The organism is Mesorhizobium sp. B264B1B, from assembly GCF_020165765.1.
Classification (GTDB): domain Bacteria; phylum Pseudomonadota; class Alphaproteobacteria; order Rhizobiales; family Rhizobiaceae; genus Mesorhizobium.
This window is the reverse complement of record NZ_JAIUIS010000004.1, coordinates 1-14,271: the sequence shown is the minus strand read 5'-3', so window position 1 is coordinate 14,271 and position 14,271 is coordinate 1. Positions and strand designations below refer to the sequence as shown.

12 protein-coding genes and 1 pseudogene are annotated in these 14,271 nt (G+C 63.4%); 11 read left to right on the top strand and 2 right to left on the bottom strand.

Features of this window, described 5'->3' with window-relative positions; translation table 11 throughout:
* Nucleotides 1-80: 80 nt before the first annotated feature.
* Nucleotides 81-1,346 (bottom strand): NAD(P)-binding domain-containing protein, encoded by a 1,266-nt coding sequence (locus LB547_RS09245; protein ID WP_140759696.1) that lies wholly within the window; start codon nt 1,344-1,346, stop codon nt 81-83.
* Between the two features lie 341 nt (nt 1,347-1,687).
* Between LB547_RS09245 and LB547_RS09240 the strand changes: the two genes are divergently transcribed.
* The 10 genes from LB547_RS09240 (at nt 1,688) to LB547_RS09195 (ending at nt 12,923) form a co-directional block, all read left to right on the top strand.
* The gene (locus LB547_RS09240; protein WP_140499061.1) at nt 1,688-1,912 is read left to right on the top strand and encodes a hypothetical protein; all 225 of its coding nucleotides are present in this window, start codon (nt 1,688-1,690) and stop codon (nt 1,910-1,912) included.
* A gap of 120 nt (nt 1,913-2,032) precedes the next feature.
* On the top strand, nt 2,033-4,519 hold the full coding sequence (gene ligD / locus LB547_RS09235; protein ID WP_140759699.1) for a DNA ligase D: 2,487 nt from the start codon (nt 2,033-2,035) through the stop codon (nt 4,517-4,519).
* Between the two features lie 225 nt (nt 4,520-4,744).
* On the top strand, nt 4,745-5,653 hold the full coding sequence (locus tag LB547_RS09230) for a Ku protein (protein WP_140499057.1): 909 nt from the start codon (nt 4,745-4,747) through the stop codon (nt 5,651-5,653).
* Nucleotides 5,650-6,771, top strand: a complete 1,122-nt coding sequence (locus LB547_RS09225; RefSeq protein ID WP_140759702.1) for a tetratricopeptide repeat protein — start codon at nt 5,650-5,652, stop codon at nt 6,769-6,771. Before LB547_RS09230 ends, LB547_RS09225 begins: the two co-directional genes overlap by 4 nt.
* A gap of 222 nt (nt 6,772-6,993) precedes the next feature.
* Nucleotides 6,994-7,638, top strand: coding sequence for an alpha/beta family hydrolase (locus tag LB547_RS09220; RefSeq protein ID WP_140565353.1), 645 nt, complete (start codon nt 6,994-6,996; stop codon nt 7,636-7,638).
* 7 nt (nt 7,639-7,645) lie between these two features.
* Nucleotides 7,646-8,416: an exodeoxyribonuclease III gene (locus LB547_RS09215; protein ID WP_140630577.1), complete on the top strand. Its 771-nt coding sequence runs from the start codon at nt 7,646-7,648 to the stop codon at nt 8,414-8,416.
* A 243-nt stretch (nt 8,417-8,659) separates the two neighbouring features.
* The gene (locus tag LB547_RS09210; protein ID WP_140630579.1) at nt 8,660-10,081 is read left to right on the top strand and encodes a hypothetical protein; all 1,422 of its coding nucleotides are present in this window, start codon (nt 8,660-8,662) and stop codon (nt 10,079-10,081) included.
* Entirely contained in the window at nt 10,078-10,899 is an 822-nt protein-coding gene (locus LB547_RS09205) for a hypothetical protein (RefSeq protein WP_140499048.1), read from the top strand. Before LB547_RS09210 ends, LB547_RS09205 begins: the two co-directional genes overlap by 4 nt.
* Nucleotides 10,896-11,927, top strand: coding sequence for a hypothetical protein (locus LB547_RS09200; RefSeq protein ID WP_140499046.1), 1,032 nt, complete (start codon nt 10,896-10,898; stop codon nt 11,925-11,927). The genes LB547_RS09205 and LB547_RS09200 overlap by 4 nt, the downstream gene beginning before the upstream one ends.
* A 33-nt stretch (nt 11,928-11,960) precedes the next feature.
* Nucleotides 11,961-12,923: a hypothetical protein gene (locus LB547_RS09195; protein ID WP_181168577.1), complete on the top strand. Its 963-nt coding sequence runs from the start codon at nt 11,961-11,963 to the stop codon at nt 12,921-12,923.
* Nucleotides 12,924-13,077: 154 nt separating this feature from the next.
* Here the strand turns inward: LB547_RS09195 and LB547_RS09190 are convergent, their stop codons facing one another.
* On the bottom strand, nt 13,078-13,818 hold the full coding sequence (locus tag LB547_RS09190; protein WP_140582500.1) for a sulfotransferase family protein: 741 nt from the start codon (nt 13,816-13,818) through the stop codon (nt 13,078-13,080).
* A gap of 366 nt (nt 13,819-14,184) precedes the next feature.
* Between LB547_RS09190 and LB547_RS09185 the strand changes: the two are divergent.
* Nucleotides 14,185-14,271: pseudogene (locus tag LB547_RS09185) on the top strand (GTP cyclohydrolase I FolE); the annotation flags it as partial.

The window sequence follows — 14,271 nt, the reverse complement described above, 5'->3', positions numbered from 1 at the left end:
CGGCCGGTTGCCCAGCTCTTCCGCTTTGACAGGCGAGAGCCCCGCCTGATCGCGCTGATACATGGCGGGGCCCGCGATGCTCAACGCGGCTTCGGGCCGGCGGGAACCGAGGCTTCGCCCAGTCTCACGGTGGAGCGCCGTGCGTTCTGCCCCTTGCTTCTGGCAGTGCGTATGAAACGGGTGACGACCTGCGCCGCATACGGGGTGGCGGCGGTGAAACGCATCAACGGGCCAAAACTCGCGACCGCGCTGGCGCCGACAAAATGCAGGCCGGGAATGTTCGATTCCAGTCCCGTGGAAAGGACAGGCGATCCGTCACGGCAGGCTATCGCATCGAGGAAATCGGGGGCGAAGAGCCCGAGCTTGCCGATGTCTATGCGATAGCCGGTCGCGAGAAGGACGTGATCGTAAGCGGTCGAGCCGTTCTCGAACCGCAAGTCTAGTCCGGAGTTGCTGGCGGAGGCGCCGACGATCACGCGGCCGGCCTTGACCTTGATGCCGCCGAAGTCCGGCAGCAGCCAGCCCGACGCGCCGGCCCTGAGGCCACGCGCATTGACCCAGCGTCGCGCCGCCGCCGGCAAACCATGCACGAGACCCGGCGCCTCGATCAGCCAGGACAACGGGAAGGGGCCGACGCGCGAGGGCGACGCCAGGAGTTCCTCGGCGGCGCCTAGCACATTGCGGCCCCGGCTGCTGGACGGCGCGCCCAGCCAATGAATGTCGCCTCGGCAGACGAGTTCGACGTCGGCTCCCGCCTTTCTCAGCAGGACGGCGGATTCGCAGGCGCTTTGTCCGCGCCCGACGACGGCGACATGCTTGCCGGCAAAGGCTTCGAATCCGGTGTGCGCGCTGGTATGGCTGACCAATTCGGAGGGCAGGCCGGTGAAGGCGGCGGGCACCAGTTCCTGGTTCTTCAGGCCCATGGCGACGACGACGCGGCCGGCGCGAACCGCATCGCCATCGGCAAGGATCAGCCGGAATCCCGCATTGGTCCGTTCGACAAGGCTCACCATGCGCGTGTCGAGATCCGGAATCGCCTGAGCCTGAACCCACATTCCATAGTCGACGAAATCTTGCCGCAGCAATGGCTCGCGCAATTCGACGCGCTGGCCGCTGGCGTAGGAATCGAGGGACAGCGAGCCGTTCGGGTTGCCGATAAAGGTTGCGCGCCAGGGCGAGCGAAGCCGCATGCCCCGAGGCATGTTCTCGCGCCAAAAGCCCATCGGGCTGCCAAAGGCAAGCACGTCTACATCAGCTGCCCTGAGCGCCGTGGCGACGCCAAGTCCGAAAGGCCCGGCGCCGACAACAGCCACTTCACAGTCATTGCTTCGCACGGAAGCGGTCATGAACCTTGTTCTCCTGGATGGCCGCGCCATCCCCGCGCCGCTCTGACGCATTGGCGCCGCGGCCGGAGCCCGCCTATTCCTAGGCGCGCCGAGGTTAACAATGCGGAAAGCAGAAGCGCCGAGCCGCCTCGGCGCATATGCCAAACAAGATGTCATACTGTTCCAGCCCACAGGTTCGCGGACATAATCGAGCCGATGCCGTCGGCTATGCTTGCGTCTTGCAGGGAAGCCGCCGCGGCGAGGAAATTGACACCCGCGCCGCTCTCCGCCATCCTTGACGCCAGTCGCCGGACCGCGAAGCGCGGTCGAGTTCCGTGTCAGGGCGACCGAGGGCGAAGCGCATGTCCAGTGCCGTGAACAGCCAGAACTCCAAGCGTGCCGCGGTGCGCAAGGCGCTCGACCGCCACAAGGTCTACATCACCGCGCAGAGTTTTTCAGGCGGCACCTATAGGGCGCGCGTGCTGGTCGATGGCGAGGCCTACTGGGTCGACGAATTCCGCTTGAGCCAGCTGCGGCAGGGCCTGTCGCCCGCTGAGCTCGAACTGACGCCGGCGGCCGACGATTGAGCGTGGTGACTGGTTGGCAGCGACGTTTCGGCTAGTCACCCTGATACATGCCGCATCGGACCGTTCGAGCAGGCATGGCGCTCTGTTGTTGCAATTGGCTGGCTTGCGACGGTCGATGCCATGACGACGCCCTCCAAGCTCAAACCTTACCGCGCCAAACGCGAATTCTCGAAGACGCCGGAACCGGCGGGTGGGTTGATCGCCGAGGAGGGCAACCGCTTCGTCGTCCACAAGCACCATGCCACGGCGGACCACTACGATCTGCGCCTGGAGGTCGGCGGCGTGCTGAAGAGCTGGGCGGTGCCGCGCGGACCCTCGCTCAATCCGGCCGACAAAAGGCTGGCGGTCGAGACCGAGGACCATCCGCTCGAATATATCGACTTCGAGGGCGTCATTCCCGAAGGCGAGTATGGCGGCGGGCCGATGATCGTCTGGGACACGGGCAGCTGGGCGCCGATGGAGGATGTCGAGAAGAGCTTGCGCACCGGCGCCTTCAAGTTCCGGCTGGCCGGGAAAAAGCTCAATGGCGGCTGGATGTTGACCAGGCTGAAGCCGAAGCCCGGCGAAGAGGAGGGCAAGAAGAATTGGCTTCTGTTCAAGGAGCGCGATCTCGCTTCCAATCCCACGCTCGACATCCTCGAAGAGCGGCCGGAGAGCGTGAAATCCGGCCGCCGTATCGAGGAGCTGGTGGCGCCGCCGCCGGCCAAGGCTGCGCCAAGGCCCGGTACGCTGAAGCCCGGCGCCTTGCCCGGCGCGGTCAAGACCTCGCCCGCCGCCCGCATAGAGCCGCAACTGGCGACACAGGTGCCGAAACCGCCGGGCGGTGACGATCCTGGCGACCGCACCGGCGAGTCCTGGCTGCACGAGATCAAGTTCGACGGCTACCGCACCATGGCGCATCTGACAGGTGGCGAGGTCAGGCTGATCACCCGCGGCGGCATCGACTGGACCAAGCGTTATGGCGATCTGCCGCATGCCTTCGCCAAGCTGCCGTGCCGGGAGGCCATCATCGACGGCGAGATCGTCGTGCTCGACGGCAAGGGCATTTCCCGTTTCGCGCTTCTGCAGGACGCGCTGGCGGAGGGCGCCGGCAGCAAGCTGCATTTCTACGCCTTCGATCTCCTGCATCTCGACGGCTGGGATTTGCGCAAGGCGCCGCTGGAAAGGCGCAAGGCGCTGCTGGCCGAACTGCTCGCCGGCCTGCGCGCCAACTCCGCGATCCAGTACAGCGATCACGTGGGCGGCGACGGGCAGAGGCTTTACGACCAGGCCTCGGAGCTTGGCCTGGAAGGCGTCGTCTCCAAGCGCGCAACCGCGACCTACCAGAGCGGCCGCACGAAGAGCTGGACCAAGACCAAGGCGCTGCAAACCGGCGATTTTGTCATCGCCGGCTACACGGTTTCGGATGCAGCCGAGGGGCTGGCGGCGCTTGGCCTTGCCGAATTCGAGGACGGCGAGCTTCACTATCGCGGCAAGGTCGGCACCGGCTTCGACGCCGAGACCGCGGCCGATCTTCTGGCCCGGCTGGAGCCGCTCACATCAGGCGCCATGGCGCCCGAAGGCGCGCCGCGCGAAATCATGCGCGAGATGCATTGGGTGAAGCCGCTGTTTTCAGCCCATATCCATTACGCCAACCGCACGGCGGACAATGCTCTGCGCCATGCGGTGTTTCGCGGCCTCAGGGATGTCGGCCTCTCGACGCCGGTTTCGGCCAAGCGCAAGCGGCTGATCGCGGAGGCTGACCTCGCCACGATCTGGGTAACCAACCCGACCAGGCGCCTGTTCGGCAAGACCGGGCCCACCAAGCTCGACATCGCCGTCTACTACGCGCTGGTCGGGGATTTCATGCTGCCGCATATTCTAGGGCGTCCAGTGTCGCTGGTGCGCTGCCCGACCGGCCTGCCGAAGGACTGCTTCTTCCAGCGCCATGCCTTCACCGGCATGCCGCCTTCGGTTGCCACCTTCGAGGCGACCAATTCCGAGGGTGAGACCAAATCCTACCTCTCGGTCGAGGGCGCAAAGGGCTATCTGGCGCTGGCGCAGTTCGGCGTGGTCGAGTTCCACACCTGGGGTACGCATCGCACCAGCCTCGACAGGCCCGACCAGATCGTCTTCGATCTCGATCCGGGCGAAGGGATCTCCTGGCGCGAAGTGGTGGAGGCCGCCGTGCACATCAAGGGCGAACTGGAGGAGCTGGGGCTGGTGCCCTTCGCCAAAACCTCGGGCGGCAAGGGCATCCATATCACCGTTCCGGTGACGGCCAGGCAAAACTGGAAGACGCTGCACCAGGCGACCAGCGCTATTTCCGCGCATCTGGCGGCAAGCGCGCCGGACACCTTCACCACCACAATGGGCAAGGACAACCGCAAGAAGCGCATCTTCATCGACTATCACCGCAACGCGCGCGGCCACACCTCCGCCGCACCCTATTCGCTGCGCGCCCGCACCAACCTGCCGGCCTCGACACCGGTGAGCTGGGCGGATCTGGAGACGATCGACGCGCCGCAGGACCTGAACTATGCGTCGCTGCCGGGACTCTTGGAAACGTCGGGCGATCCGTGGGCTGAGATCGACGAGTTTGCTCGGGATTTGCCCACGTTCAAATAAATTGGTTTCCTCTCCCCCGCTTCGCGGGGGCGAGGAAACCCAAGTCCATCGACGCTTTTGACAATTTGAATTATTCTCTACTCGCGGCCCTTCCGGCGTCCTAAAACATTTCGTCAGGATTTGCCGGTAAGGTGCGGGGTCGGTGTAGGATTTGCGCAGCCTTGTTCGTCCTTCGGACGAAAGCGCTGCGAAAAGTTTCAGTGCATGGCCGCGTAGGAGTTCATCATGGCGCCCAGGGCAAGTTGGAAAGGTTACCTCAAGCTCAGTCTGGTGAGCTGTCCGGTGCGGCTATACCCCGCCACCAGCGCCAGCGAGCGCATCTCGTTCAACCAGTTGCACAAGAAGACCCACAACCGCATCAACATGAAGCCGGTCGATCCGGAACTCGGATTGGTCGAGCGTTCGGACCTGGTCAAGGGCTACGAGTACGAGGACAAGCAGTACATCATCATCGACGATAGCGACCTCGACGCGGTGCGCATCGAATCCAACCACACGATGAACATCGAGGCCTTCGTCGACGAGGACGAGGTCGACGTCATCTACCAGGATGCGCCCTATTACATGGCGCCGGACGGCGCGATGGCGGAGGAGACTTTCGCCGTGCTGCGCGAAGCCATGCGCAAATCCGGCAAGCTGGCGATCGCCCGGCTGGTCCTGTCCAGCCGCGAGCGCGTGGTGACGATCGGCGCGCGCGAAAACGGCATGTTCGTGTGTACGTTGAGGAACCCGAACGAAGTGCGCGGCACGGCTGAATATTTCGGCAACATCCCTGCGGGCAACCCGGATCCTGAAATGCTGCAACTGGCCGAAGCGCTGATCAAGCAGAAGGAAACCACCTTCGATCCGAAGAACTACGAGGACCGCTACGAGATCGCGCTGATGGCCATGATCCGCGAGAAGCTGAAGGGCCACAAGCCTATCATCGCGGCGGCACCCGAGCGCGGCAACGTCATCAATTTGATGGATGCGCTGAAGGCGAGCCTGTCGCAGTCGCAGTCGAAGCCGCCGGCCAAGTCGAAGAGCAAGGCCGACGAGAAGCCCGCCGCCAAGGCCAAGGCGGCCGCGGGCGGCGCTGCTGAGAATCCGCTGAAAGCCAACCTGCTGAAGGCGGTCGGCAAGAGCAAGAAGTGACGGCACCAGCCGGCGCCATATTCGGCACGATCGGCGCGCTGGCGGCGTTTCCGCTCAGGCTGGCGGCGCGCGAGGTCGCGCGCCAGCATGGCGAACTCAGGCGCGGTGTCATCCGGCGCACCACGCATGTCGTGTTCGGTCGCGGTCTGCTGGTCAAGGCCGGTCTGGTCAAAGCCGGGCTCACGAAGACCGGCGATGCCGACATCGAACGCCGCGTCGCCGCCGAGCGTGGCGCCGGGCGTGCATTGCTCAGCGAGAACGGTTTTCTGCGCCTGCTCGGACTGATGAAGGCGCCTGAGGCCTCCTGGCTGTCGCGGCAATCGCTGATCGATCAGTCGCGGCTATCCGGCGCCGACCTCGATCTCCTGTCGCTGTTCGATGCCTTCGAACATGACTCGGAACCCTACTCCTTCCGCGACCTGATCCTGGCGCGCAAATATGCCGGGCTGGTCGCCGGTGGCGCGACATGGGGCGCCATCGCGCGCTCGGTACATCGTTCCGGCCCGGTGGCTTCGCTCACCGCCAAGTCGCTCGCGGTCGGCTCGGCATCCGGGCGGCCCGATGCGATCTATCTGGATGGCGGCGAGAGCGAGCTCGACGGGCAATTGCTGTTCGATCTCGGCGCCTCCGACGACGATCCGCTGGAAGAGCTGTTCGCCGAGGCCGAAGCGGCGGAGGAGGGCGGCGACCATGATGGTGCCGCCGCGCTCTACCAGCGCTGCCTTGCCATCGATCCAGGCGACGCGATCGCCGCCTTCAACCGCGCCAACTGCCTGCGCGCCGGCGGCCACCCGGCGGAAGCGGCCCATGACTATGCGCGCGCGATCAAGCTCGATCCGGCTTTCGTCGAGGCCTGGTTCAATCTCGCCGGGCTGATGAGCGAGGAGGGCAAGACGGCGTCGGCGCGAAGGCACTTGTGGAAGGCGATCGCGCTCGACGGCAATTACGCCGATCCGGTTTTCAATCTCGCCCGGCTCGAATTCGACGCCGGCAATTTGCTGGAAGCGCGGCGGCTGTGGGCGCGGTATCTGGAGCTCGACGCGGAGTCGGAGTGGGCTGGAGTTGCGGCCAAGGGCGTGCAGTTCGTGGACATGCAGCTGGCGAAATCGGCGGGGTAAAGCTCTTTCCTTCTCCCGTTTTGGGAGAAGGTGGATCGGCGCGCAGCGCCGAGACGGTTGAGGGGTGCGTGTCGGAATGAGGCGTTTGCGTTTCCTGGAACACCCGTGATCCGGCCGAGCTTCGCGAGACCACCCCCGGGGCGAGCCAACGGTCTCGCCCGCCCTTCGGGTCCCACAAGGGGAGAAGGGGTCACCAACGCCGAGCCACGGGAGCCCTATTCCATGACCACCTTCCTCTTCGACGGCGACGACACAGCTCCCGTCACCATCCTGCTCGCGCATGGCGCCGGCGCGTCGATGGATTCTCCTTCGATGACCGCCACCGCCAAGGCGCTGGCGGCAGTAGGCTTTCAGGTCGCGCGGTTCGAGTTCCACTATATGGCGTCCCGCCGCTATGGCCACCGCAAGCCGCCGCCGCGCGCCGAGACAGTGAACCCGGAATACATCAAGGCGATCGCCGACCTCAGGGCGAGGGGCGTGACCGGGACGTTGATCATCGGCGGCAAATCGATGGGCGGTCGCGTCGCCTCGATGGTGGCGGACGAGATGTTTGCCAGGGGCGAAATCTCGGGCCTGCTTTGCCTCGGCTATCCCTTCCACCCGCCCGGCAAGCCCGAGCAGTTGCGGACCAAGCATCTGGCCGGGTTGACGATACCGACGCTGATCTTCCAGGGCACGCGCGACGAGTTCGGCACGCCCGACGAGGTTGCCGGCTATGGGCTCTCCGACAGCATCGAGATCGTATGGTTGGAGGATGGCGATCACGATCTGAAGCCGCGCAAGAGCATCTCGGGGTTTTCGACCGCCGATCATCTGAAGACGCTGGCCGAAACGGTGAAGGCTTGGACGGGCAAGCTCGTCTCTTGACCCGCCGATGAAAATCGCCTCCTTCAACATCAATAACGTCAACAGCCGACTGAAGAATCTGCTGACCTGGCTGGCGGCGGCAAGACCCGATGTCGTCTGCCTGCAGGAGTTGAAGGCGCGCGATATGCAGTTTCCGCGCACTGCCCTGGCCGATGCCGGCTACGGCGCGGTGTGGAAGGGGGAGCCGACCTGGAACGGCGTCGCCATACTGGCGCGGGGCGCCGAGCCGGTGCTGACGCGCGATGTGCTGCCCGGCGACGATACCGACAGGCAGAGCCGCTACATCGAGGCGGCGGTGAACGGAATCGTCATCGGCTGCCTGTACGCGCCGAACGGCAACCCGCAGCCGGGGCCGAAATTTCAGTACAAGCTCGCCTGGCATGACAGGTTCGCCGCGCATGCGGCACAACTGCTCGACACCGGCCTGCCGGTGGTGCTGGCGGGCGACTACAACATCGTGCCCGAGCCGCGCGATATCTATGCCACACGCTCCTATGACGATAACGCGCTGGTACAGCCGGAAAGCCGGGCAGCCTTTGCCGCGCTCATCGAGCAAGGCTGGACGGACGCACTGCGCAAGGTCTACCCCAAAGAGACGCTCTATACCTTCTGGGATTACCGGCGGAACCGCTGGCCGCGCGATGCGGGCTTGCGGCTCGACCATATCCTCCTGTCGAAGAAGCTCGCCCGCAAACTCAAGGCTGCCGGCATCGACCGCGACGTGCGCGGTGAGGACGGCGCCAGCGACCACGCGCCGGTGTGGGTGGAGTTGCGGTGAGGGGCGGCGTTTGGCGAAGCAGAATGCCCGCTCTCTTTTTCTCCGCCCTTCGGCGACAGCGACCATACAGTATACGGCGCAGAGTAAAATACGGCTCCCTAGCAGTAGACAGTCATTCTGATGGAATTGCCGAGCTTTTGCGTCCGCAAAAGCTCCACTTTCGATTGGGCGAAACTCGTTGAAGAATCCGAAGCTTACCGCTAGCCTCGGTACGGGTGGTCGGAAGAGTGTACGTGGGGTGGAATGTTCGGGTCACTGGAAAAGCTCAAGCAACGGCTATTGCGGCCGCCGCATGCCTATAGGCCGACGACAGAGTCATTCCCCGACATCGACGTCCAGCGCATTGCAACGGATATGCGGCTTGCGGAGAAAGGCGAGAAGCGGGGCAGGGAGAATCTGCCTCAAAGCGATGACCTACCTTACGATGCCGTTGGAAACGATATCATCGAATTGGTCGGAGCCGCCCAGAAACAATCCCACGATCATCTGGAGAACCAACTTGCGGGGTTCAGGCAGCGTCTCATCGACCTCGACTTTGAATCGCGCTTTGCCAATATAAAAGCGGCATCCACGGCTGGTCTCTCCGACTTGAAAGCCGAATTGCAGATGGGAATCGATGATCTGCATGGGCTGCGTCGCGATCTGAAGGAGGCAGAGTCCTGGCATCGTGATTTCAAGGATCAGAACGGGCTTCGCCGGCCCTGCAAGAAGACCACCGCCATCGGTACGACGTTGAAATGGCTCTTTGTGGTGGCGCTGGTGATGGCAGAGCTCGTCATCAATGGCGAACTGCTTGCAAAGCGAAACGAGCTCGGGCTGGTCGGCGGCATCGTCGAGGCGCTGATCTTCGCGATTCTCAATGTCGGCGTCGCGCTGATGTTCGCCCTCTATGGCGTGCGCGAGATCGCGCATCGCTCGATTTTCCGTAAGTTTGTCGGCATTCTCGCCATCGCGGCCTATATCGGCGCAGCGATTGCCATCAATCTTGGTCTGGCGCATTACCGCGAGGTTGCCGGAACGATCGCGACCAATGGCGACGAGGTGATGCGACGCTTGCTAAGCGCGCCATTCGCGCTGAACGAATTTCGCTCCTGGATACTCTTCTTCCTCGGTGTGATGTTTTCACTCTTTGCCCTGATCGATGGGCTCAGCATGCGTGACACTTATCCAGGCTACGCCACGGTTGATCACCGGCTTGACGAGGCGCGGGCAAATTATCGAAACAAGCGGCAAGGCCTGATCGGCGAGCTTTCCGATGTTCGCAGTGGTTATGAGGACGAACTCGCCGATGCGCGCGCCGACCTCAGCAAGCAGCGGACAGAACACGATGCGATCGTGGCCCATCGCTCTCGGTTGGTTGGGCTGTTCGACGCCCACCAAGCTCAGCTTGAACGTGCGGCAAACAGCCTGTTCCGAATCTACAGGGACGCCAATATCGCTGTACGCACGACACCCGCGCCGGAGCGCTTTTCGCGGCCATACCAACTCGGCCGCATCGGCGTCCAGTATTTCCGCGACGGGGAATGGAACAGCGACGAATTGCAAGCTTCCATCAAGGATGCGCAAGGCGACCTCGACAAGATGCTGGTCGCCTTGGGTGAACAGTTCGAGGCTGCGTTGAAGCAGTATCGCGAACTGGATGTGCTGGTGCCTGAAGCCCAATGAGCGGTCGACGGTCCCGGCGCTCGCCTTCCAACCTTGTCAACTGGGGCTGGATTATTCTATTCGCGCTCGGCCTCATTGCCGCCGCGATAGGCTTTACCTACGTCTATGTCTCGGCGCGCTCGCAACTCGTCGAACTTGACGATCGGCTTTGCCCGGTCGTCGGAGCTGCGTCGCAAACCATCATCCTGATCGATACCACGGATGCAATCGCTGACGTCACCAAACTGAACATCCAGACCCTGCTGCGCGATACCGCCTCCGGCATCCAGCGCGGTGGCTTGCTCGAGATCAGGGCCCTTACATCAGCGGTACCCTATACGAAAGAACTCTTCTCGCTGTGCAACCCCGGCAATGGCGGCGACCTCAGTGCTTTCACCGGCAATGCGGCGCTGGCGCGAGAGCGTTGGCAAGCGGGATTCGGCCAGCCGCTGCTGGTTGCGCTTGAAAAAGCGGTCGAGGCAAACAAGGCCGACAGCTCGCCGATCATGGCCGGCATTCAGTCGATAGCCGTCAGCCATCTGGTCGCCCAGAAAACGCGTGCGGTCCCCTCGCGGCTGATTGTCGTTTCGGACATGTTCGAGAATACCGAATTCTTCTCTCACTACCGCGGCGCCACAGATTTCGATGCCTTCAAAAAGTCGCCCGCGGCAAACCGCTTCGCTACGGATCTCGCTGGCAGCGATGTGTCGATCTGGCTCATACGCCGGGCGAAGTCGCCCGTCGACAGCGTCGCGTTGATGGCATTCTGGCAGCAGTGGATTGATTACAATCACGGCGTTTTCAGCTCTGCCAAGTCGTTGCAAGGAGTTGAAGGGTGAGGCGGCCGCGCGTGGCCAGCCGGCAGTTGGACGCTGCGGCGCCACTGGTCTTTATCGTTTTTACCGGCCTGGGCGCCGCCTACATAGTCGTGGCCAAATCGCTTTCCGTGTCGGCATTCGTCGTTACCTTCGTGCCGATCGCGCTGATGATGGGCTACGCGGCGATGATCATGATCGCGCGCGGGCTCCGGCTGCGCGACGACCAAACCGGGGACAACTTCTACTATATGGGCTTCATCTTCACGCTCACCAGCCTCGCCGTTTCGCTTTACCAGTATGGAGGCGGTGGCGCAGTCGACGAGATCGTGCGCAATTTCGGCATCGCGGTTGCCTCCACCATCGCCGGCATTGCATTTCGCATCGTCTTCAATCAGCTCCGACGCGACCCCATGGAAGTGGAACGCGTGTCACGTCTCGAGCTCGCAGAAGCATCCCGCAAGGTGCGCCGGGAACTCGATGGCATCCTGAGCGAGATGAACCATTTCCAACGCTCCAACCAGCAGATGCTGCAAGAGGGCTATCACGAGATACGAACGCAAGTGGAAACCTCGGCGAAATCCCTGGTCCAGTCTCTGGACCTGCTCGCCAAGGAAGCTTCCGAGCACATCAGGGCATCCTCGCTGGCGATGCAGAGCGGAATAGACACCAAGGAGCTGCGGGGCGGCATCGACCAGACAGCCAAGGCAGTTCACGATATCAACGCCATCCTGACCAGCGCCAGCACGCAGATTGCGACCGCGACACAGATGATGGCCGACAAGCTCGCTGGCATGTCGACACCCGACAAGGTCATCGAGGTTCGGCTGGAGCCGGTCGTGGCCGGTTTGCAGCGGGCGATCGAAACCGCCATGAGCGATTTCTCTTCCCGTCTTGGCGATGTGGCGGAGCTTCGGCGCGGGCTGGAACAGTCCACGGCGGAAGCGCTTCGGGCCAGCGATGTGCTCGACAAACTTGCGGCGACATTTGAGGGTTATGATCGAGCGCCGACGCGGCAGGGTCTATTCAGACGGCTCTGGCGTGGCGGCTAAAGCGCGTTGCATGGTCAGTGTGGGACGATGCCGATGAAGATGCCTTCCTCGCTTATCGCCGAAGGGGAACGCGGCCATCGCCGAGGCGTGGTGCTTGGGCTCACAATGGCCGAGCTTCTCCTCCTTCTGCTTTTCTGCCTCCTTCTGGTCTCGGCCAGCATCGCACAGCGAAAGGATGAGAGGATCGCCGAGCTGCAGGCCTCCGCGAACCTGGACATCACGGTGAGCCAGCTTGCCGACATGCGTGCCGAACTGGCGCGCCTGCAGGCGCTGTTTCCAAAAGCGGCGCTTCCGTTGCCGCCAGCCAACTGGACCGAGCTCGTGGCGGCCAAAGCGGTGATCGACGGGCTTACGGAAAAGGGCATCGATGCCGCGCCGACGTCAGATCCGACGCTGCGGAAATTGCTGCTCGAAATCAGCGAAGCCAAAGCCGCCGACCCCCGTCTGCTGGACCGACTTGAAAAGACGCTCTCGGCCTCCAACGACAGGAGCGCGGACGCTGAATCGTCGATGCAGTGGCCGCCGATGATAACGTTGAGCGACGACGGCTATACATTTGAACGTGGCAGCGCTGCTCTCACCGACGCGTTCCGGGCTCGTTTGCAGACCAAGGTCACGGACGACGTTCTGTCTTTGCTGACACGCTACAAAGTCGATGTCGTCGAGATCGTCGGTCACACGGATGAGCAGAAAATCAATCCGGCCAAGCCGTCCAACCTCGATGCGGTTGCGATCTCGGCGATGAACGGAGCCAGCGCTATCAGCGATTTGACCCCGGCCGACAATGCGGGGCTGGGGCTCTCGCGCGCTATCGCGGTAGCGAACGCGCTGATCCAGACGGGACGGCTGGGCAGTGTGAAGATCATTCCGTTGTCAGCGGCACAGCTCGTAATGCCGGGAGACATTATCGCCGACGGCAGCCACGTTGGCGATGTTCGGGAACGCCGGCGTATCGAGATTCGGGTACGACGGTCCTCGGACGGCGGCACCAATTAACGCGGTGATCGCGCGATTCAGCCTGCTTGGCGGTATCGACAACGACGCCCTTGTTTTTGACCGCAGCGCTTTTTCGCAATCGCGTGGCCTGGGTCGCAAAGCCTTCGCGTCGCTTCGCTCCCGCTGCACCGAGGGATCGACGAACGGCGCCCAACTACCCCAGCCACCACCATAGCGCCGCGATCACCGCGATAACGGCCGCCACGCTTAGCGCCAGCATCATGTAGGAGCCCTTGATGATGTCGGCGATGATCTTCTTGATGGCCTCGCGGTCGTTGAGATTGGGGAAGGGCTCGTTCGGTTGCGCCACGTCGAGGAAGTGGCAGAGCGGGGCCCAGCCTTCGCTGACCTTGAACACCAGCAGCTTTTCCGGCGGCACCGCCGCCTTCACTTCCTCGACATAGGCGTTGTAGCGCTCCACGGCCTTGGCGCGGTTGCCCATGACGCCGGCTAGCGTGCGGCCCCAGATCAGCCTGCGTGACATGTCGCCGAATTTCCGGCCGAACGGCGTCAGCCATTCCAGGATCTTGAACTGCCAGACATTCTCGGTGAAGTAGATCGTGTCGATGGTGCTCTCGTACCAGGCTTCCGCGCCGCGCGGGTGCAAGGTGAGCAGCACCTTGGCGTCGGGATAGGCGGCCATCAGTTCGCGCCACACGCAGCAGCCTGGATTGTCGACCGTCGCCTTGTAATTGCCGAACACCCGGCTCCAGTCCTGCTGCGTGCCGGGCGGGCTGTTGGCCACCTTGCGCCAGAAATCGAGATGGCCCTTGTTGGCCTTGTTCAGGATCACTTCCTGCATGTGGTAGCAGGGCAGGCCGAGCCTGTTCAGCGCGACGAAGGTCGACCATGTACCGGTGCGCCCGAAGCCGGCCCCGATCAGCGTGAGCGTCATTTGTTCCCCCGACCAAACCAAGGCCGCGTGCTCGCGCCAAAAAAGGACGCCGCGGCAACCCTAGGCATGCCCTGCGCGACAAGGACGCCGCGCTGCAGGATCGATTTGCTCGCTTGCATCGATCTGCTGGCAACACGTTGCGCCCCGGCCGGCATTTGCGCAACAGATTTCTATGGGGCCTGTGTGAGAGGACCGCTGTTGACGTCGGACGATGATAGAAGAAGACGCATTGCCGTCTTGGACGGCGCGGAGCGGATCGGCGCGATATCCACGCCTCCAGGTGAGACGTTGCCGTCATCGACGCTTTCGCAAAATCAAACGGAGGGCGGGCGCCCCCCCGGCCCCCCCCCCCCGCGCCCCGCCCCGCCCCCCGCGCCCGAGGTCGAGGCTGCGGTACGCACGCTTTTGCGCTGGACCGGCGACAACCCCGATCGCGAAGGGCTGGTCGACACG

Excerpts from the sequence above, each read along its gene's own strand:
- LB547_RS09210 (WP_140630579.1), top strand. The coding sequence starts at position 8,660 with ATGTTCGGGTCACTGGAAAAGCTCAAGCAACGGCTATTGCGGCCGCCG.
- LB547_RS09195 (WP_181168577.1), top strand. The coding sequence starts at position 11,961 with ATGAAGATGCCTTCCTCGCTTATCGCCGAAGGGGAACGCGGCCATCGC.
- LB547_RS09245 (WP_140759696.1), bottom strand. The coding sequence starts at position 1,346 with ATGACCGCTTCCGTGCGAAGCAATGACTGTGAAGTGGCTGTTGTCGGC.
- LB547_RS09220 (WP_140565353.1), top strand. The coding sequence starts at position 6,994 with ATGACCACCTTCCTCTTCGACGGCGACGACACAGCTCCCGTCACCATC.
- LB547_RS09190 (WP_140582500.1), bottom strand. The coding sequence starts at position 13,818 with ATGACGCTCACGCTGATCGGGGCCGGCTTCGGGCGCACCGGTACATGG.
- LB547_RS09205 (WP_140499048.1), top strand. The coding sequence starts at position 10,078 with ATGAGCGGTCGACGGTCCCGGCGCTCGCCTTCCAACCTTGTCAACTGG.
- LB547_RS09240 (WP_140499061.1), top strand. The coding sequence starts at position 1,688 with ATGTCCAGTGCCGTGAACAGCCAGAACTCCAAGCGTGCCGCGGTGCGC.
- ligD (WP_140759699.1), top strand. The coding sequence starts at position 2,033 with ATGACGACGCCCTCCAAGCTCAAACCTTACCGCGCCAAACGCGAATTC.
- LB547_RS09215 (WP_140630577.1), top strand. The coding sequence starts at position 7,646 with ATGAAAATCGCCTCCTTCAACATCAATAACGTCAACAGCCGACTGAAG.
- LB547_RS09230 (WP_140499057.1), top strand. The coding sequence starts at position 4,745 with ATGGCGCCCAGGGCAAGTTGGAAAGGTTACCTCAAGCTCAGTCTGGTG.